This is a genomic window from Shewanella sp. Scap07 (genome assembly GCF_013394145.1).
In the GTDB taxonomy this organism is placed as follows: domain Bacteria; phylum Pseudomonadota; class Gammaproteobacteria; order Enterobacterales; family Shewanellaceae; genus Shewanella; species Shewanella waksmanii.
This window is the reverse complement of the sequence record NZ_CP041329.1, coordinates 2,501,369-2,527,443: the sequence shown is the minus strand read 5'-3', so window position 1 is coordinate 2,527,443 and position 26,075 is coordinate 2,501,369. Positions and strand designations below refer to the sequence as shown.

Below are 26,075 nucleotides of genomic sequence, written 5' to 3'. Positions count from 1 at the left end.
ACAAATCATTATTGTTGTGAACAAATCGTAATTGTTCTATCGTTTTTCTGTCCTGAGTGGCGGGGGTACAGGATGTGCCCCTTAGCCACCAAACCAAACAGGCATAACAGGAGATAGAACAATGGCAATGAAGCAAATACCCAACACATCAATTAGTGTCCCTAGCTGGCAAGATACAACGGCCTTAATTCAAAAGCCCAGTGCAGAAAAGCGCAAACGCAATCAGTACCTGATCCGAAAACTAAAACAGAAGTTTTTCGGGGGTACGAAATGATTTATTCAGCAGCGATAAAAATTAGAACCCAATCGGGTGATCGTTATTTTTGCGGTCTAGGTAAGCGTGACAGTATACAAACAGCGTGGTCATTGGCTGGTGCAAAGCTGTTTCTAGTCGGTGGTTCCGTAGATGAGAAACTGGACGCAATCAAAGCCTTGCTGGCGGCGAAGAAAAAACAGTTTGAGATAATTAAAATTTGCGAGGCGACAGAAGTCAAAGAGCTGCAAGCCAGCGCGGCAGAGGCTCATGCACATATTCAGCATCTACATGATTTGTGGGCTGAATATAGCAAAGATGTAACTTTGGGCGGAACATTCAGATTAAGCAATAAGATTTGGGATGTTGTGAACAGCTGGGAGGCAGACCAATGTCCGTTTTAGTCGCTTCTTATGATGGTGTTATGCAGTTCAATGCAGAAGCCAAAGCCCCGCAGCACTTCTATGCAAAGCAGTTAAATAGCTGGCAAGAAATTACACTTTCAAACATAAAGCATGGTGATTTAATTCGAGCTAAACAAGCATTTGAAGTCGCCGCCGCTTATGGCCGTTTAACGTTGCAAAAAGTTAGGGGGCTGTAATGGCTAAAGATGATTTATTAAGTGCTTATGGTGATGGTTGGTATGATGGTTTTTTGGCTGCAACTAAGTTTGCTAAGACTAAGTATGATGATTTAGTAGAGATTACTACTGATGATGTTCTTAGAATGTCAGAAGATGCTGAATCAAATTGTCAGTTAGGTAGAAAGGCGTAGTTTATGACTGATTATGCCAACTCAATCTTAGATTACATCGAGCAACAAAACGGTAGCGGGCGAATGCTCGCTGAGCTGTTCGCAGATGAAAATTTTTCGCCGAATTGGCGTGAGCGCCAGCATCAACAAAGCGCCGAAGTTATAACGATTCAAGGTGGTGACGATGAATAACGTAGCCGTACTTTTTGCAAGAGCCGACAGCATATATAAAAGCTTTTCCGGTTGTGACGTATATGACATTAATCGAGACGCTTTGAATTTTAATGGCGGGTTACCAGTTGTCGGGCATCCCCCTTGTAGAGCTTGGGGAAAACTAAGGCATTTTGCTAAGCCGGTTGAAGGTGAAAAGGAACTTGCATTCTTTTGTGTAGACCAAATCAGACTAAACGGCGGAGTATTAGAACACCCTAAGCATTCAAAACTTTGGGACGAGTATAATTTACCAAATGGTACCGAAGTTGACGAATATGGAGGCTTTTCTCTAAATGTCGATCAGTTCTGGTGGGGGCACAAAGCTAGAAAAGAGACCAAGCTTTATATTTGTGGGGTTAATCGCCGTGACATACCTCAAATGCCTTTGGTTATTGGTGAGCCAGAATATGTTTGCTCAATGAGTAAGGCAAAGCATCGACCGGTTAAAAAGGAAATTTCAAAAGCTGATAGAGAACATACTCCACCAGAGTTCGCTGCCTGGTTAATACAGCTTGCAAAAAAATGTGTCGCTCCTGGTCAAAAGGGGGCTGCATGAAAATTAAATCAGGGAATTACGCGCCAGTTGGTCAAGTTGATAATTTTACGCCGCAGTTAGTCAAAAACCATGCGGCCAAGCAACCAAAGCCGCGCCAAAAACCAAAGCGCCAACGGGTAATTAATAGGGGGCTATCTACTGTCGAGGTGATAGAGGATGTGCTCCCGTTATCATTCGAGCCGCTTAACTTAACCAGCCCAAGGGCTGGTATTTTTATATCCGAAAATGACCAAGCCGAAAAAGCACGATTAGATGCCGATCTAAAACGCCGTGAACAACTTTATTTTGCATCAGCAAACCTAAGCCCCGCAGGGCGGACGGAGTCCGAAAAGGCTAGGCTAGTCAAGGATCGCAAAAGTCCGACACGGGATGCTAGAGTCGCTGAAAATGCGGCCAAGAGCCAAGCCTTAGCCGCTTTTTACAGCCATTTGCACCGTAAAGGGGTTTCGGTCAATAGTATTTCATCACGTGATGTGGTGCAGCCTGCGGCGTTGTACGCCGATACGGTTGGCAGAATTAAAACGCCAACCTTTGATAAAAGTACGGGCGAAGTGCTGAGTGTTGACGATTCCCAGAAAACCGCCGTTGCCCGGTTGTCTTGCCGTGATTGGTCAGACGAATATCGAATCCGTGTAACCACCAATATGAGTCCAATCGCACCACCACCCACGCAAGCAGGTGACAGGGTGACCAAATTCCTCACCACGCGCGGCGCTAAAAATATTTTAGACAGTGGGGCGTATGTCGCGGCGGTTCGCGGTGGGTACACCACGTTTTTAACACTCACCTTTAACACCGAATCACGCGAGCGCATTGTTAGTGGTGAATCAACCATTGGCGCTGAATGCTCTCGTTTCTTTGATGCCATTCAAAAGATGTATCAGCGCGGTTGGACTGCTGACAAAACAGTGATCTCACCTAAACGCAATTGCGGTAATTTGTTTTCGAGTGACTTTGAGTGTGTTGCCAATGATGAGCAAATGATTAAGCCAATCGGCGATAAATTAGATTATTTGTGGGTAGCCGAGGCACCGACTAAAAACGGCGTAGTTAACCCGCATTGTCATGTGTTGTTGCGCTGGCAAGTCGAACCGCATTTGTTCAGGGCGTGGGCTAAGCGTATCGAGTCTATCTGGGGTCATGGGTTCGCAAACCTTGAGCGTATTAAAAACGCCAACGCCGCCAGTGGCTACATGCTTAAAGCTTTGGGCTATTTGCTCAAAGGTGAGCAGTCCGAACAAAGCGACCAAGGCGAGATCCGAGGCAACCGCTATAACATTTCAAAAAGTGCTCGCGCGTTGCCATGGGAAGAAATCGCCGCCTTTCATGCTGAACACATGGCCTCAATTATTGGTGAAGTAAAAGCCAAGCTTGAGCGCAAAGCCGCGCCCACTGTGCAGTTAATCAAGCAATCGTATAAACAGCTAAATAAAGCCATTCGTGACAAATCCTTTTTACAGAATAACCGCCGCCCAGTGCACAAAGTGGATGCTCGAATCAAAGCGATTGAAAACAGCATTAAGCATTACAAAGCCCAGCTAAGGCAATCGCCAGTTCGTGCCCACGATTATTTAATCAACTTTAAAGGCAAAGAAGCGGTTAAAACTTTCATCAATTGGGCGGTAGGTGTGCGTTTTTGGTCGGCCAACGATGCCGCCAATCCAGTGTCAACAAGCCGGTTAAACCCTGATTTGCTCACCCGCGCGGTGAACAGTGCCCGCAAGACCTACAGCAAAGTAAGAAACCGATACATCGAAAGCGAATCATTGTGGGTGCAACGGTTGGCCGCAGTGTTGCCGCCAGTAATCGACTATGAAGCCAAACAGGCCGAAAACCTAAACGACTTTTTACTGTACGAAAAATGTTTATCAATCTAATGGGGGAACCATGCAAGAAATCATTAACAATCTAGATGAACTTAGACGAATCGTTCAAAAGGGGCAAAACGCCAGTTTAATCAATGCTGCACCCATCGCAAAAGAAGCAAGCGTTCAAACCGTAGTACTGCTTAGCCTGTATGCACAAAAGCTAAATGAATTAGAAAGGCGCGTTCGGATATTAGAGTGCCGATGATATTGGGGGCTAAATGGTCAACTTACGTTTAGAAACATTAGAAGCGATCAAAGAAAATGGTCAGCAGGTAGATAATATTGTTTTTATTGGCTCAGCTGAATCAGGCCATTGGTGTAGTTGGTCTGAATTTGAAAGGCTGGCCAATATTTATTATGACGATGGATTCTCTCCTGACGAAATCGCACCTGATTTAACCATCGCTTTTTCTAACGGCTCTAGATTAATTCGCTATGAGTATGACGGCTCTGGTGGTTGGGAGTTTCTGCACCCAATTCCCCAGAGCTCAGCGGAATCTTTGAACATTAAATCACTAATAACCAACGGGAAAAAATAGCACAACAACAGGGGGAATGATGGGAAATCATGCCGATAAAAAACGCCGCGCAGCAATCCACAATGCGCGATACGAGTCAATCAAACACCCAGATATCAAGGTGGGTGATTCAACAAAACGCCAAGTAAGCCACAAAAGGGAAATGCCTTTAGGCACTAAAAATCGACTAATCATAAATAGCATGATTGCGATGCTTACCTTTTTATTTATCTGTTATCAACAAGGGGGCTTGTTATGGCTGGCGAACCATTAGCACATATTGAATGTGATGGATGCGGTAACCAAGCCGCGATCAAAAAGTTGTCAAACTCACCCTTGCTGTATTTGCATTGCAAAAAGTGCGGTTGTGACCGCCGCAGTGGTGAACGTGTTCAGGCCAAATGGCAACAAGCTGTTGAAAGTCCGCATTCCTTAGATGATAAGCAGGAATCAGACTGGTCACCAAGTCGCGAAACACATAAGAACAATCCGGAAAATTCCGGTGATCTCGAACAAAACGAAGATAACCAAGATAACGGCACCGAGTCGTTTCAAGTCAAAAAGGTTATTACCGGTGTGTCGGTGTTTCTCGCCATATCCGGAATGTTATTCAAAGCCATTAAGGGGTAAGCCATGCCAGCCAAAAAAAATACCACTACTAAAAAGCCAGTAGAAAAAAAGCCAATAGATGCAGTAGAGCAACAATTGCAAGAAACCTTAGTTAATTCACAGGATGCAGAGCAATCTGCTATACCGGAAAATGCTGACAACAACGAAAGCTGGAAGCCGGAATTAAGCCCCGAATTGCTGCAAATGGATAAGAGCCAAGACCCGCTAGCCCCGCAGGATTCGCCCAAGGTTGCAGAGCCGGACTTACCCAAAACACAAGTACAACAAGCCCAGCAACTTGCAAATGAAATAGCTGGTTTTGTTGCCGCAACGGTTGAAGGGGTGACGGGGCGCAGTTATGGGCTTAGCCCAGCAGGTGTTAAAAAGTGGAGTGAAGGTGTCGCACCTTGCCTGGTTAAATACGGGTTAACCGATATGGGTGAAATCATGTCGAAATGGGGCGTTGAAATTCAGGCCGGCATATCAACTGCAACGTTAGGCTTTGGTGTTTATTCCGCCCATCGCCAATACAAAAAAGAGGAACTTGCAGCGGAGTTGAAAAGCAAAGTTGACGCAGGTGCCAGTAATGAAGGTGATCCAGAAGAACAGGCGGCATAATGGCGATTAATCCAAATAACTCACTTGATGCAAGGCATATTAGCTATTGCGGTGCAACGGGGGCGGGTAAAACCGCCGCCCTCAAGTGCCTAGGTTTTGTTGGCAATCACGCCGCAGGTTTTGATCCATACGGTGACTATCGCATGGGTAGTTTGCGCAAACTGTCTGGTTTGGGTAATGGTCGTCAAACTCACCACTACTCGACACGGCGAGGGTTTTTAAAAGCCTTTACTGACGCATGGGGCAGTGGCAAGCGTTTTGCTGTTTTCTATCAGCCCAATGTTGCAGAGCATCAACTAAGAGATGAAGCTATTTGGTTCGCTAATGTGATTTGGGCGGCGGCTGATGGTGATCGTGAACTGCATGTGATTTTTGAAGAATACGGGCTTTATGCTGAGGGCACTGCCGCCGAGCGGTCACGCATTGGTGAGATTGTCACTGGTGGCCGTAAGTTTGGCCTTATTGGTCACTATTTATATCAACGCCCGTCACAGGTTTCTAAAACGATTGTGGCTAACTGCGCTGAATACATCATAGGTGCTCAGCAGGCCATGATTGATGCTAAGCGTTGGGTTGAAGAACTTGATTGCAAAGTATCCCAAATAGCTGCACTAGGAGCATTGAACTCAAAGCGCCATAAGCACTACTTACACAAAAAGGGGGGGATTGGTAACTATAAACCAATAGAAATTCGCTTTTAATGCCGGAATTTTCCGGAATGTTTCCGGATTTATGTAGTGGTTAAGCAAAAAAATTGTATAAGGTTTGACCCGATACAGCTGTGAAGCTGAATAACAAATCACGCCGTGATGGCGCTATTTTCCTTAGAAGGATAAGACAATGAAACAATATCTACCTATGTTAGCAATCGCTGTCGCGATTACTTGGGCTTCTAACAATGTTCCGGCTATTCGCCGCATTATTGGTTAAGGGGGTCTTATGCGTCAGTTTAAATTACTCCCTTCATTTGCCAATGTTGCCGCAGGTAACACCACGACCCTAGAACTACCACTAGGCATGACATATGACCGAATTCATATGACCTATACGGGCGTAACACTTGCTCAACTTACCAACATTTTTGTAGAAGTGAACGGTAAATCTGTTATGCACTTTAAAGACGGTCAAGAACTACAAGACCGTAACAAGTACCTTGGCTTAAACGCTGTTGCTGGCACCCTTGATTTTCATTTCAAGCAAGATGTTTTGAAAACACTAGAAGAACAACGCATGTTTGGTCTTGGTACTGCTAACCGTGATGGTCATCCGGTTATTGAAAACGTAACTTTACGTATGGATATTGCCGCCGATGCTGCCGCGCCAAAACTATCTGCACATGCAGTTTTATCTGCACCTTCACCCATTGGTGTGATCCAGAAGGTGAAGCGCTTCCCTGATTCGGTTAATGCCGGTATTAACGAAATTGGCAATATTCCAAAGCCAGCTAATGCGCGAATTGCTCGCCTATTAGTTAAAACTGCTGCTGATATTGAAAAAATTGAGGTTGAAGTCGATAGCGGCAAAGCCTACGAATTGCCAAAGGTATTGGCGCAAAAAATCCAAGTTGATCATGGTCGTGCACCAGTTGCCGGTTACTACTATGTAGACATGGTACTCGAAGGCGACATGTTACAAGCATTGTCTTTGTTAGGTGTGCAAGATTTCCGATTACGCCTATTTGCGGCAGAAGGTACTGCGGCAAGTACAGCGTGTGACGTGATTGTCGATTATTACGATGGCTACGCAGGCATTTAAGGGGGCTAAATATGATTGGTCCAATTAATACTATTCAGCCAGTAGCACCAACTATCGCGGCCAACACGCCAGTAAACAATAGCTGGTTTAGTGGCACTCAAGATTTTTTAAAGTTCGGGCTTGATAGTTGGATGCAGTTTGAACAAGTGCAGAAGGTTAAAGATTCAGGGTCAATTGGCCGTGAAGAAGTATTAACCACTGTGCAATCACCAACTAAAAATACTACGACTAACGTTGATGAAAATGGTAATGCTCAAACCGGTTATGACCAAGCTAAGTTAACCGAACTTATGACAAAAGGTGGCTTAGTTTTGGGCGGGACTGTGGCGGCAATTGCAGTGCTCTATTTTCTCACTAACAAAAGGTAACAGCCATGAATTTTAATTATAAAGCGTTTGCTTTACAGGTTGCGGCTGCGGTTGTAGCGGGTCTTATCGTGATCAAAGCAAAAGATGTAATTGCAAAACGAGATGATGAGGCTGGTGCCTAATGTTAGGAGCAATGACAAGCCTTACAGGTGGCGGCGGGTTAAGTAACTCGTCCGCTGCTTCTGCAACTACTGGCGACCAAAGTCAAAGCGGTAATTTTCAAGGCGGTAATGTTAATTTTGGCGCCGGTTCGTCTGGCGTTGGTGTTAATACAACAACCTTGGCCGTTGGCGCTTTGGTATTGGTGGCGGTATGGATGTTTGCAAACAAGAAACGCAAATAAGCCGAGCATGGGAATTACTGGCACCCGCTTTAGGGGATGACCTGCGCATAATTCAAAGTGAGGTATGCCGAGGCGAGTGCCAGTTACTTAGTTGGGGAGGTGGCGAGTTTTTTACCGTATTACGTGAGGAACAGTTTACGGAATACCGCGAACTAGTTTTAGTCGCTGCTGCGGGTAAAAACTCAATGCCCTATTTGCACGAAATTCACCGCCGCGCCAAATTGGCCGGATTCAAATCAATCAGGTTACATACTAGCCGCCCAGCTTCAATGTTGCGTATGGGCAAAAGCTTAGGCTATGCGCCTGCTGAAACAATTTTAAGGGCGGTTCTAAATGGGTAGTAAATCGAGAAGCAACTCAAGCCAAACAACAAATAACACATCAACCACGTTCGGCATACAAGGACCGAACAACGGCATGATCTTAAACGGCAGCAATAATACCGTGACTGATGGCGGCGCATTTAATGTCATCGGTAAGTTTGTCGATACGATGCCGAATATTTTTAGCCAAGGTGCTGGCATGGTTACAGACGGTTTTAATGCTGTTACAGATGTTGCCCAAATGGGTGAGCGCCAGACCGAGCAGGCTTTTAACACGGCTGTTGATTTATACGGCGAAGCGTCCGACGCACAAGAGCGTATGTTTGAAATGGGTACTAATGTGCTCACCGAAGCAGGCCGCAACCAAATCAGAATGGTTGAAGAGAGCTTCGATTTTGGCCGCGACTCATTAGATTTTGGTCGTGATTCACTCGCTGTTGCTAATAATGCGCTTGATTCATCAATTGCAGGCAATGAGCGTGTCACCACGGAGGCACTTAGAAGCAATGCTGATGTAACGGCATTGGTTGCAAGTGCGCTGCAGAATGCCAATAACAACAATACTGATTTAGCGGCGCGTTCTCTCGATAGCAATGAATACATGTCAAAAATTGCCATGGAGAGCGCCAACGAAGCTAGCAAAGATGCGACCGGTCAATTAGTCGAAGGCTTCGATATGATGATGGATTTTGCCAATGACTTTAGCCGCAGTGATGGGGCAGCATTAGCCGAATCTAACAATAAAACGTTGCTATTTGGGATTGGTGGCGTTGCGCTAACCGTCATTGTGATAGCAATCATTGTCACTAGGGGTAAAAAATGATTATAAGTCAGGATATTAAAGGCGGTTTTGTTCGAGTAAAGCGCCAAGGTCATTACTTTAACCTGATTTCTGCCTCTGGCATTGTTCGGGTGATCTTACAGCTTAATGGTTCAGACGTGCTACGTTCTGACTTTTGGGTCGGTATGAGCATTAATGATCCGATTGAATACGACACCATTATTATTCAAGGTGATGATGCGCCTGTTGAATTTTGGGCTAGTAAGGTCGCGATGAGCAACCAAGGCAATATTAACGTGGTCGGTGCAAGTGCAATCAAAACCTCAAATAAAGCGGTATTGTCTAAAGCACTTATTGTTGACCCTAGTCTAACCCGTTCAGCCGTTCGATTACGTTCAAACAAAGAGGTGTATCTAGGCGGTGCAGCAATGAATGGTGACGGTTGGCGATTGGCCGCAGGCGTGACCGAAGAAATCCCACTACGTGGTTCACTGTATGCTTACAAACAATTACCTGAGCTTGATATCTCAAGTGCCGCAATCGTGAATAATTACGCTAATTTGCCAGCAGAACAATCATCAACATCTAAAGGAGAAGTACATGTATCTGATGATAATCAGACGATACTAGTGTTTAACTCATCAATTTTTAACGATGGGCACCGCTTTATCAGTACCGATGGTGGTGTCACGTTCAACGCCCCAAGCTGGGATTTAGATATTGAAATCAATATAGGCGCAAGTGCAAAGCTGTTATATCACAGCGCACGAAACGAATTGTATATGTTAGTAATGCAGGAGGATTCCCGCGGGGGCTTCCGTGTATTTAAGTCTTTAGATGATGGTCAAACATTCAACTATATCACTACGGCTAACGCCTCTACGTTAGTGGGTACCAGTTATCTAAACGCGCAAATAAAAGCACATTTTATTGGCGATACGCTTTGCTTTCATGTATCGAATGGTTGGTTTGGCCTAATGGATTTAGATACCTTGCAGTTTTCAAACTGTCAGCGTGAATCTAATTATGTTGACCAAGCTGTGATGGATGCTGTACCAGAATTATCAAGCCCAGCTACATATAATACGTTGATCCAAACGAGCCTAAGCGGTGACATGGTTGTGTCTTTCAGTTCGCCTGTAAAACGCACATTGCACAGCAGTGATTATGGTCGAACGTTCCGTATCGTGCTGAATGATTTCTTAGTGATAAATGAAGGCAAAGACTGTCATTACCTTTGTGGTCAAAACATCTATTCAACGATTTATCCGCATATCAGTACTGACTATGGTGCAACGTGGGAAAAAATTACCGAGCATGGCTCAGTAAAAAATCGTGCATTTTTTCAATATCTGGATGATAAATGGTTTCAGTTCTCAAGCAGTGCGATCAATCTCTGGTACAAAGTCGGTGACCAATGGCAAAAAGAAACCCAGTCTGTTTCGGGTGTCGAGAGTAAAGACGGCATAGCGTTAGCGTCAGGTGACATTCTACAGCTGGGCGATTCACTTAATCGTGTAAAAGTGGCTGTGAGTGGTGACTTATCGCCAGCGCAAGTACAAATTATGGAGCTGCTTAGCTAATGCGCCGGTTAGTGATAGTCCTAGCCGCTGTTGCTTCTCTGGGTGCTGTCTGGTGGATAACCAGAAAAGCTATCACGGCACCAGCAATTAATACATTGCCTGGTCAAACACCGGCAACAAATAACGGCCTCGATTATCTTAATTTTGACTTTGAAAAAATACTATTTCCTTGGTCGACTCCAGCCAATAACCAATCATCAACTAAACCTTATCTCGATATAGGGGGCACAATGGCACCAACAAAAGGTATCCGAAACAATAACCCGCTTAATGTTGAATACAGTGAGCGCAACCCTTGGCAAGGCCAATCTGGCACAGATGGGCGATTTGCCATATTTGAAACGGCTTTTTATGGTATACGCGCAGCAGCGCGAACAATGAAAACTTATCGCGATAAGCATGGTTTAAAAACCATTGAGGCCATTGTTAATAGGTGGGCACCGCCAAGTGACAACAATCCTACGCAAAACTATATCAACTTTGTTGCAAATAAAGCGGGGGTTACCGCCACTAAACCGCTATCAATGGCCGATTACCCGCGAGTGGTGGCCGCAATGATTCACTTCGAAAATGGGTACAATCCTTATGAACATAGCGAAATCAGTAGCGCAACTGCCGCAGGCTTTAAGTAAAGGGCAGGGGGCGCTAATCGCGGTAGCGGTTATTTACTCTTTATACACCTTGCACAAGATGTACGGCGCAGGTGATCGTTTGGCTAATGCCGCTACAAAACCCTTGGGTCAAATGTGGTCTGATGCAAGTGGTTGGTTAAATGGTTATAAGCCGGTTGAATTGACAGATTTAGTCATTCAGCCTTGGTATCTAGATGCTGATTATCATATAAGTGCTGAAGCATGGGACATACTAAGCAAAGATGCAGGTTACAAAGCTATCATGCTTAAAATTTTTGATGGCCGGACGTTAAAACCTGAATATCGTGATCTTATCGGCAAGCCAATTGGGGGGGTGTAATGGGCTGGCTTTCCTCATTATTCAGTTTTCTCACTAATCCAATTGCGGATTTAACTGGCGGCTACCGCGAGCGTAAAAAGGTTGCTGCAGAAATGGCCGCAGATATAGCAAGGGCTAAAGGTAATTTGAAAATTGCTCAATTCAATGCAAAAGCGGATAGGGCACGTAGAAGTGAAAACAATGACGCAGATTATGACCAAACAGTCTTAAATAACCGCCGTGATACCTATATTGATGAGTTTATCATTATCGTGTTTGTCGGTTTATTCTTGGCTCACTTTGTGCCGGAATTACAGCCATACATGGCAAACGGTTGGTTAGCGATGGGTTATGACGGTGCGCCGTGGTACTTCGAATTTGTGATTGTGGGTATATGTGTTAGCACATTAGGGCTAATGCGCTTATTTAGGGCATTTTGGCAAGTTAAACAAGGCAGCAAGCCGAGGGGGAACAATGAAACTCAATGACATAAAAGCATTAGGTGAAGGCGGCGCAGTAACAATTATCATCTACTTTTTAGCAAGCATGAACACTAACTTAAGTGAGTTAAATAAAACGGTATCAGATAATGACAGCCGTTTAGACGTGATCGAGTACCGGTTAAACAGTGGTGAGCGTCATGTTAAATGACTTGCCAACCAATTACAGCGTAGCAGTAAACACCCCAGACCCTGTAACCGTAAAGGTAGTGCCTAGTGATGGACTGTTGTTTATTCTAGGTTGTGGTTTGATCATTTGTGCTGCATGGGTCAAAAATCAAATCAATTAATGCCGATAAGTGTCATTATCGGCATTGCGTTTCATCAAGTTAGCGCTTTTTAACTGTCTTCTGATAGGTGAAATTAGCACTAATAATGGGTGAATCTTTCAGCTTGTTAAGCATCTTAACCATATGTTCAATCTCGTCACGAATCGCCGCCGCTTCTTCATCATTTCGCAATGAATTAACCTTGGTTTTTAAATTATCGCGCTCGATACGGTTTAAGCGGTCAAATTGTCTGTCGTAGTGGATTTTAAGCAATTGACCAGCGGTAAACGTCAAGTTTTGATAAGGGGTGTGCAGCTCGCCATTAACGAACTTAAAGCCTTGCCATTCTTTGCTATCTGGTATCGAACGTTTATAAACAGCGACATAGTTATCAACCCACGATGGACAAGAAAGCCGCCACCAGTTTCTAATAGTTCGCTCAGTTACATTAAAGTGTTTGCTAGCGGCATGAGTATCCATCTCGCCATCTTTATCGCCGAATAAAGACAAAAACCATCTACGGGTGCTAGGTTTCATTTCCAAAAACTCCTTTTTCTTAGTATTTTTTTTCATAAAGTCACCTGTACTAATGTTGATATGGTTATAAGTTCCAAAAATGCCAAAACCATCTAAAACAACGGCTTGATTGGCGATTCACTTTCAACATCCATAAAGCTGACCTTTGTATTGTATTGGAAAAATCTTCCTATGCGCACAATGTATATTATGTTAAATGTGATAACTGTAAGGTATTGACTTTCTGCGTTTTATTTTTCTCACTTAAAAACCCTTTGTACCACATTGAGTTAGTCACTAGAAATTTTATTACATCCCTTTGGGTATCATTACCTATTTTAAGCGTTGCAGATTCAACAATTCCAAGCGCTTGCCGAAATAACCCAATGACAGGGTTTGTCCTGTTTTATATGAAAAAATATCATATAAATGGACGTTAATAATTATGTTTTACTTTCGGAATACGCACAATTATCTGTACTCATATTCGCATGAAATCAAGTTTAGGACGCTATTTAAGAATGACCAACGACTGATTTGTGATTTTTTTAACGTGAATAAGGCCACTGCCTATCGTTGGATCCAGGCGGGTAAACCTACAAACAAAATAGCTTTAAGACTACTAGATATCGCTGCATCAGGCTTTATGCCATGCACAAATAAATGGGATGGATTCTTTATATTTAATGATAGCTTGGTGACCCCTAAAAGTTATGTACTTGAGTATTGGGAGATTGACCACCTCTGTGAACAGTTAGAGCGTTTACCTACTCCGGCAAATTAGTAGACCAGCCTCGTAACTTTAAACCTTGGCGTGATAGAGAGCCCGAATTCGTCAAAAACCTAAAGCTCTGATTGTAGGATATTCATTATTCCTACTGGATTTGTTAATCTGTACTTCCAAAGTTCTAGAGACTTTTGATATGGATATTTTGAGCAGTACCTTTTGGGGTGGATTGTTACTAGGTCTTTTAGTCAACTTCTTATCACCTTTCATAAACAAATTCGTAATTGAGTCAACCAGCCGTTTTGCAAAGAATGTAAGAGTTGAGATTTTTAGAAAAAACAGAAAGATAGTACGGGAAGCTAGGAGCTTGACGACAAAAAAGGAGTTTTATCGATTAGAAACAGAATTACAAGAATCACTCCAACGGTTGAATTTTGCATGGCTGCTAATGTTAGCTATAGTTATTTGTAGAACGTTGACATCTGTTATTTACGGCGTCAATTTGATACCTATAGAAGCAACCGATGTCATAGATAAAATTCAGATAAGAAAAGATATTTTTAGTTATTTTTATTTATTTTTACTCATTTGGTGTTTCCGAATAGTGTATGGATCGTGTAGACATTATGAGTTTATTAAAGCTAAATATATTCTTGTAAAATGTAGTGGCCGCTTCTAAATAGTTAAATTAAAGCCCCTTAAAGGGGCTTTATCTATTTTTAACCCATGCTGCAGCAACGATAACTACTAGCACAAACACCACGATTAATTCATTACTTGGTTGCAGTTTAACTACCATGGGATCAGGCGTTCGTACTGCAATATCAAAATCCGTTGGTAAGTCTCCAAGCATGGTTTTTACTCCTGGTTTAATCGGTACTCGATGACATCAAGACGGCTGTCATTGTCGGCCACGGTTTTATTTAAGTCGTTAATGCCAGTTTGAATGTTAAACAGCAAAACAATAACGGCTAGACTTACGCCTGACGCGCCCCTAATTTTGGCTAACTCTGGTACGTGTTTGTCCATTACCACCCGCCTTTGTATTTTGGTTTTTGCTTGCGCTCATTTCTGAACGCTTCCCAGGCACCAACCGCACAGAATGCAGCAACGCTTATTCCCTGCCCTGATACCACGGCATCACCCACAGTTAATATTGCGTTCGCTGCATCTGGGTGGACTCCTGCAGCTGCTACACCAATGAGTGCAACATGGCTCGTTAATAACTACCTAGCTAAATCTGTGTTCTATTTAGCCCTTTAAAACCTTGCTGATGCGGCAATATTCATTGCTATTAATCATCGTCGCCTTTAATAGCCTTTAATAAAGGGCCTACTAGATGTGCCTAGTGCCGACTATTTGATGCTAGTATCAGTGCTTTACTAATTTTATGAACAATGTTTATAAACAATAAAAAACCCCATGCAGTTACCTGCATGGGGTTTGCACAACAGATTTAAATTTTTAGTCTAAGACAAAAATGTTACTGGTATCATTAAGGTCCAGTACGCCAACGCACTCATTATTGCTATCAGCTACCATCATTCGGTCACCAATAGCCCAGAAGTCTGCGGTGTACATTTCATTCTGTTCTAGTGTGGCGTATACGTTATCTAAGTATGGCTCGCCGGTTGAATCACTAATCCAGTAAAGGTTGTAACTGTTGGTCGAAGCATTCGCTACGATAAATTCTGGCGCATTACCGCTTTCACGAGTATATGGCTGAACTAAATCACAGCTACCCATCTCAGCTGTCGATTCCGGTAACTCCACTTCAGTAGCGGCATTTTCAACATGTTTAGCTTCAATCTCAAATACATTGGTTTCGTCATTTAAAATAGCCACTGCAAGACAATTATCAACAATGTCGGTTAGCATGATGCGCTCTCCAACACGCCAATTATCAGGAGTAAAACTATCGCCCTGCTCTAGGGTCATGTACGACCCACCTGCTCTATTGCCTTTAGATGTGCTTAACCAATAAACCTTAACAGGAGTGTCAGTTGTGTTGGTAACCGATACAGCATCAGCAATATCATAAGATGTACGGTATGTTTCAGCTAAACTACAAGTGCCTAATACACCCTTATTTGGCCAGTGAGGTAAATAGGGTTCAGTTATCATGGTTAAGGCCATAGGTTCCGGCAGATCAACACTACAATCCTCACCGATACAAGCGCTTACATATAAATCAATGATATCTGCGCCAACAAAATCTGAGCCAATTGTCACGTAGTAATCACCGGCTATAGGGCTGTCGATGGTGCAGCTCTCGCTGTTGCTATCTGAAATCGAACTACAAGTGACCTCAGTACCACCATATGGGTGGATTGGACTACCTTGATTGACCCATAAATCTACATTGCCTGAACCACCTTGGGTCGCAAAGGTGACTGCAGGTGAGTTCTCGGGCACAGATACGGAGTATAACCAACCTCCTCTGCCATTGATTTGTTGATAGCTGTCCACTTCCAGTGTTGTAGCACTAGCCGCAAATTGTTGCGGTAAAGTCTGCGTGTACCACGTTTCAAAGCTAACTTGTTCATTGCTGGCTATATCGGCTAGTAGCAGATCAAATGCATCCCAGTTACCCGCTCGCATTTCAGTTAGCATGTTAGTGACAAGTTCTGGGCGTTGCTCTATCAAAAAACCTACCGCTAACTCGCCCCACGAATAGGCATTACTTTCACCATTAAAAATTTGAGCCAATGTATAAGGCGAATCTTCGCTTGCTGTCACTAAGGCTTGATAACTGCGCTGGTAGAAGGTACCTAGGTACTCTGCTAAACCTTCAGACCACCAACTAAGGTTTTCTTTATAGCCGCCTTCTTTATTATAACGACCATCTAGAGCATGCAAGTATTCATGGTCTAATGAACGAATTACATCTCTTCCGCCACTCCACTCAAGGGCATTAAAAGTGAGAATGGTAGAGTCATGCCACCAATCTGTTGGTGAGGTTTCAAAATAAATCCCACTGGTATTACCGGTATCAAACAGATGCTCTGCCCAAGCAGCATGGTTAGATAGGCTACTGAATATATTGAGATTAGTGACTTCGTTTAGATCGTTTTCTACGGGTAGGTCAAAAGCAGGACTGATAGCTTCAAAGGCATTGTCAAAGCGCACCTTAGTATCTGCAAGCACATCACAAGCGCTTTGAACTTGCTCTATGGTCATTGATTGTGCGCGTATTTGAACCGGAACGTCACACATTACACTTTGACTAAACAAACTAGTGGTGGCAACAATTGAAGCATCTACCGTTGCACCTTCAGCATAGGCATCTACCAAAATATGGTAGCGTCCTGGCTCGGCATCATCGATTATGCAGGTTTCGTTATAATTAGTTCCGTTATAAGAAACACAATCAAACTCTCCGGTTTCGCCACTGGTTGCGATGCCCTCATAGCGAACGTAAACATCAGGATCGCCAAGGTTTTTATTTGCTTCACCACTAAATAAACTCACGACTAATGCCGGTGCGGCCTCGGTCACGTCAATGTAAAAAGAGACAGGTTCAGCAGTATCAATATGTTGGTGTACGACATCAAGCGTCAATGCTTCACCTGGAATTTCTTCTACCACAGGGGGTGGTGTAGGCTCAACAACTGGTTCTGTTTGATTATCATCATCGTCACTGCTACAAGCTGCTAATGAAAGCGCTAATGCAATGCTAATACTGATTGGTTTCATGCGTATGTTTAAAAATTTCCGGTTTTGCATATCAGCTCCTGAAGGGCTCTTTTTGTTTTTTAGCTATTGAGTAGAGTTCACAAATCACGTTGCTAAGCTTTTGTGACATTAAACCTTCAAAAAATTAACAAATTGCATACAATATTCATATTGAAAGAAATTCATGTTGGCGATAGTGCCATGAAGTGACGGATTTTTAAGCAGTTAGTCAGTTAAATCACTGGTATTGCACTATTGCTTAAATAAACTACTGAAATATTTAAAACTCATGCATACACTGGTTTTAACTTCTGTCATACGAGGATTTGCCCTATGCCTATAACTTCCCTTACTCGTGACAAGATTTACCGAGAGTCTGATCTATCCGGACTGGACGCTAATTGTAAAACCACTAAGCATTTAACACCGCTTGATGAAATCGTCGGTCAAGAACGCGCGCAGCAAGCCGTAGAGTTCGCCATGTCGATGAAAGACAAGGGCTACAATATTTATGCGATTGGCCGCAATGGTTTAGGCAAACGCACTATGGTGATGCGCTATCTAAATCGCTATCAGCCAAATGGTACCAAGCGTTATGACTGGTGCTATGTGGTTAATTTCGAGGAGGCAAGAACGCCCAAAGTGTTGAAGCTGCCCTTGGGCAGCGGTTTAGCATTTAAGAAAAGCATTGAAAAATTAATGCAACGGCTAAGTAAGGCGTTACCGTTAGCTTTTGATAACGAGATGTATTACACCAGGGCTGAAAAACTAAAAACTACATTGGCACAACGCCAAGAAGAAGCACTAGGACAAATTACTGCAGAAGGCGCTGCCAATAGCATTAGTCTATCTATCTCAGCGCAAGGAAGTTATGAGCTTGTCGCGATGAATGGCGAAGAGCCGCATACAGAAGACTCTTTTCTCAATCTACCTGAACAAGAGCAAGCAACATTAGAAAACAGTATCAGTGAGTTGGAATCTAAGCTCAGAGAAGTGGTGCGTAAGTTTACTACTTGGGAAGAAGAGTATTCTGAGAAACAGCAGAAACATGATGAAGAAGTCGCACAAGAAGTACTTAGTCATTTAATCGAACCGTTAAAACAGCAATATGCCGAAATAAAAAGTGTCACACGCCACCTTAGTGCGATGCACAAGGATATTCTCGACAACCTAGATATCTTTTTGGAGCAAAATGATGAGCAGATCGCCCTCTCCTATGCTTCGTTAGAAAAGAAGATGCCACGACGTTATCAAATTAACGTGCTAGTGAGTCAGCAAGAAACAATTCCAATTGTGGTAGAAGAGAGCCCTAACTACCATAATATTTTTGGCTACATCGAAAATGCCACTTATAAAGGCACCATCTTTTCCGACTTTTCGCTCATACGCAGTGGCAGCTTACACAAAGCCAATGGTGGCGTGTTAATGATTGATGCCATTAAAGTACTAGAGCAGCCCTATGTATGGGATGGACTAAAACGGGCATTACGGTCAAGAAAGTTAAGCTTGAGCTCGCTAGAACGCGAGGTGACTTTGTCTGGCACAATTTCACTCGACCCTGAGCCTATCCCGCTTAATGTCAAAATCATTCTGTTTGGTGATTATCAGACTTATCAACTACTACAGCATTATGATTCTGAATTTAAAGAGTTATTTAGAGTCACTGCAGATTTTGAAGATGTCATGCCGCGAACTCAACAGTCAGAAGCTCATTATGCTCAGTTTATCTCTAGCATAGTACATGGCAATAAGATGCTTCACTGCGATCGTGGTGCAATCAAACGCATTATCGAGTTCAGTTCTCGCCAAGCTGATGATCAAAACAAGTTGTCGTTACACAGTGCAGACATTGCTAATTTACTGCGCGAGTCAAACTATGTGGCAAGGGCTGCTAAAGCCAATTTAATTCGTGCAAGTCATGTCAATCAAGCGCTTGCAAATCATGAACATCGAGTCTGCCGCCTTAAAGACAATGTGATGCAGAGCTTTATTAACGGCACAACCTTACTTAATACCCAAGGTAAGGTTGTTGGCCAAATAAATGCATTGTCTGTTATTGCTACTTCAGATCATCAGTTTGGCGCGCCAAGTCGAATCACCGCAACGACTGCCTATGGTGATGGCACTGTATTTGATATTGAGCGAAAAGTAGAATTAGCTGGTAGTTTGCACTCTAAAGGGGTGATGATTTTGAGCGCTTATTTAGCAACCATATTTGGCCAAACGGATAATATACCGCTCTCAACTCATATTACATTTGAGCAAAATTATGGTGGGGTTGATGGTGATAGCGCCTCTATGGCGGAACTGTGTGCAATTTTGTCAGCGTTTTCAAAAATCCCACTAAGGCAAGATATCGCAATTACCGGCTCTATGAATCAATTTGGCGCCGCGCAGCCGATTGGTGGCGTCAATGAAAAGATAGAAGGTTTCTTCGATGTCTGCCAAATTCAAGGCCGCCAAGCGAGCCAAGGCGTGATCATCCCTGCTTCTAACGTGCAGAATCTGATGTTGAGGCAAGATATAGTGGACGCGGTGGCCAAAGGCCAATTTACCATATGGGCTGTAGAGCACGTAAATGAGGCACTTTCGCTGCTAACAGACCATGACGTTGGCGAACGTGATTTTGAGTTTGAAGACTACCCTGCCGATACTTTATTTGCCAAAGCAGAAGTGCGACTAAATAAGTTGCGGCTACATCAACAGCAACAATTAGCTAAAAAGTCATAATAAAAAGGCCGCTTAAAGCGGCCTGTTTTATACTGCGAGTTAGCCGAAGTGGCTAAGCAAAAGCCGCTTGTAAAGGAGGCACGACCTGTTTTTTACGGCTTAATACGCCATCTAGCCACACTTTGCCATCGGTAGATGCTTTGTCGTAAGCTCGTTCGGTAAGGTTTGCATCATCTGAAATAATTAAGACTTCTGATCCTTCTTTCATAATATCAGTAAGTAATAGCATCACAGTGTGACGATTGCCTTCTTGTTTCAGTTTAGCAATATCAGCAACCAAATCAGCTTTGATAGCATCAAAAACTGATAAATCAATCACTTCAAGCTGGCCGATACCGACTAGATTACCGTTCATATTAAAATCTTTAAAATCACGCATCACCAGATCTCGAGCCGGCGTACCTTCTACTGCAGATTTAACTTTGAACATTTCCATGCCGAGCGCTTTATAGTCTTCGATACCAGCGATTTCAGCGAGTACTTCAACACAACGAATGTCTGCGGTAGTACAAGTTGGTGATTTAAAGATAACTGTGTCACTTAAGATAGCGCACAACATGATACCCGCGATGTCTTTAGGGATTTCTACATTGTAAAAATCGTACATCATTTTAATCACAGTATTGCTGCAACCTACAGGACGTATCCAGCATTCTAGTGGCGTAGAGGTGGTTAGATCACCAAGTTTATGGTGGTCTACAATACCAACGATGGTCGCTTGCTCAATATCGTCTGGTGCTTGAGTAAGCTCAGAGTGATCAACAATATAGACCTGCTCACCAGCATAACTTTCTTTAAAATCAGGGGCATCAAATCCAAAACGATCTAGAATAAACGCAGTTTCAGGTGAAACATCACCAAGGCGCGTAGCGACAGCACTCTCACCAATTTGATTTTTTAAGTAAGCTAATGCTATTGCACCACAAATAGAATCAGAATCAGGGATCTTATGTCCCACTACATACATTGGCATAATCAAGTCTCTTTAAAAAAATTGGCGGCATTTTACCAAATACAAAACAAATTTACATTACTCCTTTTGTCTTGATTGCCAAAGAAAAGGCACCTTGCGGTGCCTTTAATTGGTACTAGTGTTTAAAATTGTCTAAGGAAGCCATCAACACTGGCCTTTTCTCTAAGGCGTAAACGCGCACAGTTCTGCACGCTTTCTTCCAATTTAGCTAACGCTCGGCCATATCCTGGCACCTCGTCCAGCTGCTGCGTGAAAAAGCGATTAGCTTTATTAAACACCTCTTCATCACAACCACCACCATACAAAGCTGGCAGCCTCGGTAACGCGAAAGGTGGCACTTTTGCGGCAATAGTTTGGTAGTTTAAATACGCCCAATCACGGAAATCGTTGGCTCGTGATTTTGTATAGGTTTGCCCTGAATAGATATAGCTTAAATCCGGCGCTTTAACGGTATCGGTTAACGAATAGGCTAATACTTGTTGCTGTAATTTACCTTGCGGTGCGTAGCCCATTGCTAACATAAGATGGGTACGTTTAGTCGGATCTTTAGTTTGCTCAAAAGCTTGTATAACTTGTTTGAGCAATGCTGCATCGCCATTATAAACTGCGATTTGCAAATATGTACCAATGAGGTAGGGATCGACATCGGTACTGCCACTCAAATAACGCTTACTTTGCTCCAATGCCACCTTAATGATATTGCTATCTTTTGCTTCAAAAGCCAGCAGCTTTACAAACCTAGGGCGTAGCTGACTAATTTGTGCATCTTCATCTGCCTTAGCAATAACACCATAGCGCTCAACTAAAGGCGCAACGCTTTGGCCTATAAATTTGGCCCACTGTTGCTCATTGTTTTCATCGACAAAAGGTTGCTTTTGAATATTAATATAAGCAATCGCACTTGCAATAATGCCAGCGTGTGGATCTTTAGTAAATTGCCCTAAAACTGAAAGTAATTCCCCGGCTGATAAAAAGCCACCGTCTAATAGCGCATCAGCCGATGAAATCATTGCTTTTCTTTCTCTATCCGATAGTTGCTGAACATTTGCTAGCAAACGTTCAAAGCCAGCACCATCAAGTGCCCAGCGGTAGTAACCCATTGCATTGCTGTCAGGGTAAACCCAATCAGCACTAACACCTAGGTCCACGATTTGGGTTCTTTCGCTTAACAAAATCGACTTTTCAAACGTCTGACCGTTAACGCCATACTTAAACACTACTGGTACTGTCCATGATTGCTGCGGTGCGTCTACTTCGGCATAAACGAATCGTTGTTGAGAGACATTGAGTTTCTCACCCTGCTGGCTGACCTTAATTAACGGGTACGAAGACTGCTCAATATAAGACTTCAACACACTCGGTACATCTTTACCTGAAGATTTGGCTAGCGCATTCCACAAATCGCTTGCTTCTGTGTTTTTGTAACTATGGGTGTTGATGTAATTGCGAATACCTTGCTTAAACTCCTCTTCACCTATCCAATTCTCCACCATAGCAAGCACAGCTTCACCCTTGCTATAAGCCAGCCCCAACCCATCCATAATGTCTGCTTCAGTGCGAATAGGTTTACGAATCGGTTTGGTTGATAGTCTCGCATCAGCTGACATGGCGCGATTTTTTGACAGATTAAGGTGAGATTCAAATTCTGGATGAGTCTGATGGGTAACCTTTGCTGCCATCCAACTTGCAAACGCTTCATTTAACCAAAGATCGTTCCACCAAGCCATGGTGACTAAGTTGCCGTACCATTGGTGTGCGAGTTCATGTCCAATAATTGACACCGCTCTGCGTTTACTTACATCACTGGCATTAGCGCTATCTAATAGCAGGATATCTTCGCGATAAGTAACGAGTCCGGCATTTTCCATTGCACCAAAAGGAAACTCAGGTACCGCGACAGAATCTAACTTTGCAAATGGATAATCTGAACCGAAATAGTCTTCTAACGCCTTAAGCACGATGGGCATTTGCTCTGCGGCATACTTGGCTAAATGAATTTTGCCTTTAGTTGTGATGACTCGGCCAGGAACACTCATCCCTTTAACCGGTATCTCTTCAAACTGCCCTACTGCTAACGCAACTAAATAGCTAGAGATCGTTTTAGTTGGCGCGAAAGTATGGGTAGTCCAGCCATCGTTATTTTCTTCACTGACCACCGGAGTGTTGCTGTAAACTTTATTAATTTGTGGCGAAGCAATGGTTAACTGAAACGGTACCTTATATTCTGGCTCGTCAAAGAGTGGAAATGCGCGACGTGCATCACTCATTTCAAATTGGGTAAATAAGTACGGTAGATCGCCATCGATGGTTTTATAAAGCCCAACCGAATTACGATTATAGGGGGCAGTAAAATCAATATCTAATTGGTAACTGCCAGGTTTTATAGTGCTGGCACAACTAAAGCTAACAATACCTTTATCATTGGCTTGGCTGGCAAGATCACAATCGGATTGCCCGGACAACAATGCTTCAGTCACTTGATAGTCAACACCATTTAATTCGATGACATTAGTGGCTTTAAGCACTTCTATTTTTATGTTGGTTGAACCAGAAAAGGTTTCTAGATTGGGATCCAGCTTAAGGTTGACAGATTGCGACGTGGGTTTGGCGACTTTTTTTAGTACATATTCATTAGCGTGAGAGGCAGCGCTGCTCACCAATGCCAGCGCTACCACGCTGGTTCTGACTAGGAGTGACATGTATTTTCCTTATACTTATAGATTTTATTAGCTACTTGTCGTTGGTGATGCACAGCTGCAATCTACTAATTGCCGTAGCATTTTAATTACCTAAACAGCAAAAATTGTAACAAGCTCTACATGCTAAAAGCCAGTTAATACATATCTACTTACGTTTTACAGGCAAAAAAAGAGAGGCTGTTAGCCTCTCTTAGTAAACAATCATTAAAACCAATTAGTAACTTGCTGTAACGCTTACACCACTATAAGTACTGTAGGCTCTAAGCATAATATGAAAAGTACCGCCACTACCTGAGTTTATGGTACACGTTTCATTATTACCATTGAGATAAGGTCGGCAATCATAACTCGCTGTAGTGGGTTTACTCCCCGCTCTTACATACAAGTCCGCATCGCCACTGCCGCCTGACATAGACACTGTAAGGGTTTTATTGGCAGGCACATCTATCTTATAGAAATCCTGCGAAGAGGTAGAAGCAGAGAGGTTAGTCTTCGCCACCCCATTTTCTAAACAGTCACTAGTCGTGCATGTTCCACTGCCGGTGGTATAACTTGCAGTCAATGTTGCATTGCTATAACTCGAATAGCCTCTTACCATCACATACCATTTGCCTGCTGTAGGTGAAGAGAAACTGCACGATTCATTATTACCGTTTTTGTATGGTCTACATTGATAGCTAGATTGCGTTGGTGCACTGCCTTGCTGCACATAGATATCCGCATCCCCGCTACCGCCCGCAAGGTTAACCGAGAAGTTACTTGCACCTGCCGGAACATCAATAAAGTACATAGTTTCAGAGCCAGCCTGTCCGCTAACCGTCACAGCGGTATTATTGCTAAGTTCTGTTTCGTCAACCGGACAATTACTACCACAACCGCCGCCATCACCGTTAAGGCTAAACAACAATTGATTGGGTGAACCCGCTTTAGCGTCTGATACTTTATTGCTCGATGACTGAGATATTAATTTTGACTCAACTTGAGTGGGAGAAGAACTTGGTGTTTCATCCAGATAGAGTGCTGCAACACCTGCAACATGAGGCGCTGCCATCGATGTACCGCTGATAGTATTCGTTGCACTATTAGAAGTGTACCAAGCTGAAGTAATGCTAGAACCTGGTGCATAGATATCTAGACATGAGCCGTAATTAGAAAAACTCGAACGACTATCGCTGCTAGTGGTTGAACCAACAGTAAGTGCATCACTCGCTCTGGCCGGTGAATAGTTACAGGCATTGCTATTGTCGTTACCGGCCGCCACTACAAAGGTAATCCCTGCTGCTACCGCAGCATTTACCGCATCATCAGTCGCTTGTGAAGCGCCGCCCCCTAAGCTCATATTGGCGACGGACGGCCCGCTGGCATTGTTCTTTACCCAGTTAATACCGGCGATCACACCGGAATTAGAACCTGAACCAGAACAGCCCAATACTCGAACGCCGACAATATTAACGTTTTTAGCCACACCATAAGTCGCGCCGCCAATGGTGCCTGCGACGTGAGTACCATGGCCGTTACAGTCAGTTGAATTGCTGTCATTGTCTACAAAGTCGTAACCACTAGTAGAGCGACCGCCAAATTCACTGTGACTGTTGAGTACGCCAGTATCAATAACGTATGCGGTTACGCCGCTACCATCAAAGTCATAGTGGTAATTGTTATCCAATGGCAAGTCACGTTGATCAACTCTATCTAAGCCCCATGTAGGGCTAACCTGGTCGGCATTGGTTGCCGCTAAAGGTGAAATCGACATAAGTTGGTCTTGTTCAATGTACTTTACACTGCTGTCTTGCTGTAAAGCCTTGAGCTGATGTTTGTCAGCTTTGACTAAAACACCATTAAGGGTATTACCGAAAGTTCGTTTAACAGTAACATCATATTTATTAGATAGCGCTTTAGATTGTTGCACAGCAAAATCAGCGATAGCTGCGCTATTATTAATGTTAAGTACACTGGGTGTATTGAAAACAACGATATAATTATCTTCAATTGCATTTTCACTTGGTGCAGGTATGAATTCGGCCTGATATTCCGCTGCGCTCAAACCAAACTGACTTAAACTTGCTGCGACCGCAAGTGCTGTTAATTGCTTTTTATACATGTTAACTCCATTTATTATATTATTAGTTTTGCCTCAGGGCTGAATTAACTTAGTACAAATACAATTAATAAAAAATTAGACTAGTTCGATCTAATAATCTTTATAGATACGTTTTGTAACACATGATTTACAAATAGGGGTGAATCGACGTACAAAAAGGCCGTGAATTGACTATTTAGAGGAATCTTCTTGAAAAGGTTGTTTTTTATAATGCATATGTCGGTAATCACTATAAAACTGCATGATAACAGTGAATACCGCCAAAGCTATAAGAGGCAATGATCAAGGATTTAAAGTTTGACAGCTTACATTGGTAATACTTTAGTATCGTTAAAATTGACAGTTTATCATCAATAAGTGTTATTTGTTAATGTAAGCGCTATCAGGTGTAAT

29 protein-coding genes are annotated in these 26,075 nt (G+C 43.1%); 22 read left to right on the top strand and 7 right to left on the bottom strand.

What is annotated here, in order from left to right; genetic code table 11:
• Positions 1 to 270 precede the first annotated feature (270 nt).
• The 21 genes from FLM48_RS11030 (at position 271) to FLM48_RS10930 (ending at position 12,143) form a co-directional block, all read left to right on the top strand.
• Positions 271 to 657 (top strand): hypothetical protein, encoded by a 387-nt coding sequence (locus tag FLM48_RS11030; RefSeq protein ID WP_179024679.1) that lies wholly within the window; start codon positions 271 to 273, stop codon positions 655 to 657.
• Positions 645 to 854: a hypothetical protein gene (locus FLM48_RS11025; protein WP_179024678.1), complete on the top strand. Its 210-nt coding sequence runs from the start codon at positions 645 to 647 to the stop codon at positions 852 to 854. Before FLM48_RS11030 ends, FLM48_RS11025 begins: the two co-directional genes overlap by 13 nt.
• The gene (locus tag FLM48_RS11020) at positions 854 to 1,027 is read left to right on the top strand and encodes a hypothetical protein (protein WP_179024677.1); all 174 of its coding nucleotides are present in this window, start codon (positions 854 to 856) and stop codon (positions 1,025 to 1,027) included. The genes FLM48_RS11025 and FLM48_RS11020 overlap by 1 nt, the downstream gene beginning before the upstream one ends.
• A gap of 3 nt (positions 1,028 to 1,030) precedes the next feature.
• Positions 1,031 to 1,198: a hypothetical protein gene (locus FLM48_RS11015; protein WP_179024676.1), complete on the top strand. Its 168-nt coding sequence runs from the start codon at positions 1,031 to 1,033 to the stop codon at positions 1,196 to 1,198.
• On the top strand, positions 1,191 to 1,775 hold the full coding sequence (locus FLM48_RS11010; protein WP_179024675.1) for a hypothetical protein: 585 nt from the start codon (positions 1,191 to 1,193) through the stop codon (positions 1,773 to 1,775). The genes FLM48_RS11015 and FLM48_RS11010 overlap by 8 nt, the downstream gene beginning before the upstream one ends.
• Positions 1,772 to 3,652 (top strand): hypothetical protein, encoded by a 1,881-nt coding sequence (locus FLM48_RS11005; protein WP_256871120.1) that lies wholly within the window; start codon positions 1,772 to 1,774, stop codon positions 3,650 to 3,652. Before FLM48_RS11010 ends, FLM48_RS11005 begins: the two co-directional genes overlap by 4 nt.
• A 10-nt stretch (positions 3,653 to 3,662) precedes the next feature.
• The gene (locus FLM48_RS11000; protein ID WP_179024674.1) at positions 3,663 to 3,848 is read left to right on the top strand and encodes a hypothetical protein; all 186 of its coding nucleotides are present in this window, start codon (positions 3,663 to 3,665) and stop codon (positions 3,846 to 3,848) included.
• A 13-nt stretch (positions 3,849 to 3,861) separates the two neighbouring features.
• A complete protein-coding gene (locus FLM48_RS10995) occupies positions 3,862 to 4,182 on the top strand; it encodes a hypothetical protein (RefSeq protein ID WP_179024673.1) in 321 nt (106 codons plus the stop codon).
• A gap of 234 nt (positions 4,183 to 4,416) precedes the next feature.
• Positions 4,417 to 4,791, top strand: a complete 375-nt coding sequence (locus tag FLM48_RS10990) for a hypothetical protein (protein WP_179024672.1) — start codon at positions 4,417 to 4,419, stop codon at positions 4,789 to 4,791.
• 3 nt (positions 4,792 to 4,794) lie between these two features.
• The gene (locus tag FLM48_RS10985; RefSeq protein ID WP_179024671.1) at positions 4,795 to 5,388 is read left to right on the top strand and encodes a hypothetical protein; all 594 of its coding nucleotides are present in this window, start codon (positions 4,795 to 4,797) and stop codon (positions 5,386 to 5,388) included.
• Positions 5,388 to 6,089, top strand: coding sequence for a hypothetical protein (locus tag FLM48_RS10980; protein ID WP_179024670.1), 702 nt, complete (start codon positions 5,388 to 5,390; stop codon positions 6,087 to 6,089). The genes FLM48_RS10985 and FLM48_RS10980 overlap by 1 nt, the downstream gene beginning before the upstream one ends.
• A 238-nt stretch (positions 6,090 to 6,327) precedes the next feature.
• Positions 6,328 to 7,143, top strand: a complete 816-nt coding sequence (locus tag FLM48_RS10975) for a major capsid protein P2 (protein WP_179024669.1) — start codon at positions 6,328 to 6,330, stop codon at positions 7,141 to 7,143.
• 11 nt (positions 7,144 to 7,154) lie between these two features.
• Positions 7,155 to 7,511 (top strand): hypothetical protein, encoded by a 357-nt coding sequence (locus FLM48_RS10970; protein WP_179024668.1) that lies wholly within the window; start codon positions 7,155 to 7,157, stop codon positions 7,509 to 7,511.
• 133 nt (positions 7,512 to 7,644) lie between these two features.
• On the top strand, positions 7,645 to 7,854 hold the full coding sequence (locus FLM48_RS10965) for a hypothetical protein (RefSeq protein ID WP_179024667.1): 210 nt from the start codon (positions 7,645 to 7,647) through the stop codon (positions 7,852 to 7,854).
• A complete protein-coding gene (locus FLM48_RS10960) occupies positions 7,824 to 8,195 on the top strand; it encodes a hypothetical protein (protein ID WP_179024666.1) in 372 nt (123 codons plus the stop codon). Before FLM48_RS10965 ends, FLM48_RS10960 begins: the two co-directional genes overlap by 31 nt.
• A complete protein-coding gene (locus FLM48_RS10955; RefSeq protein WP_179024665.1) occupies positions 8,188 to 9,000 on the top strand; it encodes a hypothetical protein in 813 nt (270 codons plus the stop codon). The genes FLM48_RS10960 and FLM48_RS10955 overlap by 8 nt, the downstream gene beginning before the upstream one ends.
• Positions 8,997 to 10,541, top strand: coding sequence for a sialidase family protein (locus FLM48_RS10950; protein WP_179024664.1), 1,545 nt, complete (start codon positions 8,997 to 8,999; stop codon positions 10,539 to 10,541). Before FLM48_RS10955 ends, FLM48_RS10950 begins: the two co-directional genes overlap by 4 nt.
• Before the next feature lie 230 nt (positions 10,542 to 10,771).
• Positions 10,772 to 11,173, top strand: a complete 402-nt coding sequence (locus FLM48_RS22760; RefSeq protein ID WP_256871119.1) for a virion protein — start codon at positions 10,772 to 10,774, stop codon at positions 11,171 to 11,173.
• Positions 11,127 to 11,513 (top strand): hypothetical protein, encoded by a 387-nt coding sequence (locus FLM48_RS10940; RefSeq protein ID WP_179024662.1) that lies wholly within the window; start codon positions 11,127 to 11,129, stop codon positions 11,511 to 11,513. Before FLM48_RS22760 ends, FLM48_RS10940 begins: the two co-directional genes overlap by 47 nt.
• The gene (locus tag FLM48_RS10935) at positions 11,513 to 11,980 is read left to right on the top strand and encodes a hypothetical protein (RefSeq protein WP_179024661.1); all 468 of its coding nucleotides are present in this window, start codon (positions 11,513 to 11,515) and stop codon (positions 11,978 to 11,980) included. Before FLM48_RS10940 ends, FLM48_RS10935 begins: the two co-directional genes overlap by 1 nt.
• Entirely contained in the window at positions 11,967 to 12,143 is a 177-nt protein-coding gene (locus FLM48_RS10930; protein ID WP_179024660.1) for a hypothetical protein, read from the top strand. Before FLM48_RS10935 ends, FLM48_RS10930 begins: the two co-directional genes overlap by 14 nt.
• Positions 12,144 to 12,321: 178 nt before the next feature.
• On the opposite strand, the gene FLM48_RS10925 is transcribed toward FLM48_RS10930, so the two are convergent.
• The 4 genes from FLM48_RS10925 to FLM48_RS10910 all read right to left on the bottom strand — a co-directional run bounded on the left by FLM48_RS10925 (position 12,322) and on the right by FLM48_RS10910 (position 17,230).
• Positions 12,322 to 12,834, bottom strand: a complete 513-nt coding sequence (locus FLM48_RS10925) for a phage protein (RefSeq protein ID WP_256871118.1) — start codon at positions 12,832 to 12,834, stop codon at positions 12,322 to 12,324.
• A gap of 1,379 nt (positions 12,835 to 14,213) precedes the next feature.
• Positions 14,214 to 14,357, bottom strand: coding sequence for a hypothetical protein (locus tag FLM48_RS10920; RefSeq protein WP_179024658.1), 144 nt, complete (start codon positions 14,355 to 14,357; stop codon positions 14,214 to 14,216).
• A gap of 5 nt (positions 14,358 to 14,362) precedes the next feature.
• On the bottom strand, positions 14,363 to 14,533 hold the full coding sequence (locus FLM48_RS10915) for a hypothetical protein (RefSeq protein ID WP_179024657.1): 171 nt from the start codon (positions 14,531 to 14,533) through the stop codon (positions 14,363 to 14,365).
• Positions 14,534 to 14,968: 435 nt separating this feature from the next.
• Complete coding sequence (locus tag FLM48_RS10910) at positions 14,969 to 17,230, bottom strand: collagenase (RefSeq protein ID WP_179024656.1); 2,262 nt, start codon at positions 17,228 to 17,230, stop codon at positions 14,969 to 14,971.
• Between the two features lie 282 nt (positions 17,231 to 17,512).
• On the opposite strand from FLM48_RS10910, the gene FLM48_RS10905 reads away from it, so the two are divergent.
• Entirely contained in the window at positions 17,513 to 19,909 is a 2,397-nt protein-coding gene (locus FLM48_RS10905; RefSeq protein ID WP_179024655.1) for a Lon protease family protein, read from the top strand.
• Positions 19,910 to 19,961: 52 nt separating this feature from the next.
• Here FLM48_RS10905 and FLM48_RS10900 read toward each other — a convergent pair whose 3' ends face one another.
• The 3 genes from FLM48_RS10900 to FLM48_RS10890 form a co-directional block, all read right to left on the bottom strand.
• Positions 19,962 to 20,882 carry a manganese-dependent inorganic pyrophosphatase gene (locus FLM48_RS10900; RefSeq protein WP_028772222.1) on the bottom strand — a complete coding sequence of 307 codons (921 nt, stop codon included), beginning with the start codon at positions 20,880 to 20,882 and terminating at the stop codon, positions 19,962 to 19,964.
• Positions 20,883 to 21,004: 122 nt separating this feature from the next.
• On the bottom strand, positions 21,005 to 23,581 hold the full coding sequence (locus tag FLM48_RS10895) for a M1 family metallopeptidase (protein ID WP_179024654.1): 2,577 nt from the start codon (positions 23,579 to 23,581) through the stop codon (positions 21,005 to 21,007).
• Positions 23,582 to 23,795: 214 nt separating this feature from the next.
• Positions 23,796 to 25,682: a S8 family peptidase gene (locus FLM48_RS10890; RefSeq protein WP_179024653.1), complete on the bottom strand. Its 1,887-nt coding sequence runs from the start codon at positions 25,680 to 25,682 to the stop codon at positions 23,796 to 23,798.
• Positions 25,683 to 26,075 lie beyond the last annotated feature (393 nt).

Coding starts and splice junctions, on each gene's coding strand:
- FLM48_RS11030 (WP_179024679.1), top strand. CDS start 271: ATGATTTATTCAGCAGCGATAAAAATTAGAACCCAATCGGGTGATCGT.
- FLM48_RS11025 (WP_179024678.1), top strand. CDS start 645: ATGTCCGTTTTAGTCGCTTCTTATGATGGTGTTATGCAGTTCAATGCA.
- FLM48_RS11020 (WP_179024677.1), top strand. CDS start 854: ATGGCTAAAGATGATTTATTAAGTGCTTATGGTGATGGTTGGTATGAT.
- FLM48_RS11015 (WP_179024676.1), top strand. CDS start 1,031: ATGACTGATTATGCCAACTCAATCTTAGATTACATCGAGCAACAAAAC.
- FLM48_RS11010 (WP_179024675.1), top strand. CDS start 1,191: ATGAATAACGTAGCCGTACTTTTTGCAAGAGCCGACAGCATATATAAA.
- FLM48_RS11005 (WP_256871120.1), top strand. CDS start 1,772: ATGAAAATTAAATCAGGGAATTACGCGCCAGTTGGTCAAGTTGATAAT.
- FLM48_RS11000 (WP_179024674.1), top strand. CDS start 3,663: ATGCAAGAAATCATTAACAATCTAGATGAACTTAGACGAATCGTTCAA.
- FLM48_RS10995 (WP_179024673.1), top strand. CDS start 3,862: ATGGTCAACTTACGTTTAGAAACATTAGAAGCGATCAAAGAAAATGGT.
- FLM48_RS10990 (WP_179024672.1), top strand. CDS start 4,417: ATGGCTGGCGAACCATTAGCACATATTGAATGTGATGGATGCGGTAAC.
- FLM48_RS10985 (WP_179024671.1), top strand. CDS start 4,795: ATGCCAGCCAAAAAAAATACCACTACTAAAAAGCCAGTAGAAAAAAAG.
- FLM48_RS10980 (WP_179024670.1), top strand. CDS start 5,388: ATGGCGATTAATCCAAATAACTCACTTGATGCAAGGCATATTAGCTAT.
- FLM48_RS10975 (WP_179024669.1), top strand. CDS start 6,328: ATGCGTCAGTTTAAATTACTCCCTTCATTTGCCAATGTTGCCGCAGGT.
- FLM48_RS10970 (WP_179024668.1), top strand. CDS start 7,155: ATGATTGGTCCAATTAATACTATTCAGCCAGTAGCACCAACTATCGCG.
- FLM48_RS10965 (WP_179024667.1), top strand. CDS start 7,645: ATGACAAGCCTTACAGGTGGCGGCGGGTTAAGTAACTCGTCCGCTGCT.
- FLM48_RS10960 (WP_179024666.1), top strand. CDS start 7,824: ATGGATGTTTGCAAACAAGAAACGCAAATAAGCCGAGCATGGGAATTA.
- FLM48_RS10955 (WP_179024665.1), top strand. CDS start 8,188: ATGGGTAGTAAATCGAGAAGCAACTCAAGCCAAACAACAAATAACACA.
- FLM48_RS10950 (WP_179024664.1), top strand. CDS start 8,997: ATGATTATAAGTCAGGATATTAAAGGCGGTTTTGTTCGAGTAAAGCGC.
- FLM48_RS22760 (WP_256871119.1), top strand. CDS start 10,772: ATGGCACCAACAAAAGGTATCCGAAACAATAACCCGCTTAATGTTGAA.
- FLM48_RS10940 (WP_179024662.1), top strand. CDS start 11,127: ATGAACATAGCGAAATCAGTAGCGCAACTGCCGCAGGCTTTAAGTAAA.
- FLM48_RS10935 (WP_179024661.1), top strand. CDS start 11,513: ATGGGCTGGCTTTCCTCATTATTCAGTTTTCTCACTAATCCAATTGCG.
- FLM48_RS10930 (WP_179024660.1), top strand. CDS start 11,967: ATGAAACTCAATGACATAAAAGCATTAGGTGAAGGCGGCGCAGTAACA.
- FLM48_RS10925 (WP_256871118.1), bottom strand. CDS start 12,834: ATGAAAAAAAATACTAAGAAAAAGGAGTTTTTGGAAATGAAACCTAGC.
- FLM48_RS10920 (WP_179024658.1), bottom strand. CDS start 14,357: ATGCTTGGAGACTTACCAACGGATTTTGATATTGCAGTACGAACGCCT.
- FLM48_RS10915 (WP_179024657.1), bottom strand. CDS start 14,533: ATGGACAAACACGTACCAGAGTTAGCCAAAATTAGGGGCGCGTCAGGC.
- FLM48_RS10910 (WP_179024656.1), bottom strand. CDS start 17,230: ATGCAAAACCGGAAATTTTTAAACATACGCATGAAACCAATCAGTATT.
- FLM48_RS10905 (WP_179024655.1), top strand. CDS start 17,513: ATGCCTATAACTTCCCTTACTCGTGACAAGATTTACCGAGAGTCTGAT.
- FLM48_RS10900 (WP_028772222.1), bottom strand. CDS start 20,882: ATGCCAATGTATGTAGTGGGACATAAGATCCCTGATTCTGATTCTATT.
- FLM48_RS10895 (WP_179024654.1), bottom strand. CDS start 23,581: ATGTCACTCCTAGTCAGAACCAGCGTGGTAGCGCTGGCATTGGTGAGC.
- FLM48_RS10890 (WP_179024653.1), bottom strand. CDS start 25,682: ATGTATAAAAAGCAATTAACAGCACTTGCGGTCGCAGCAAGTTTAAGT.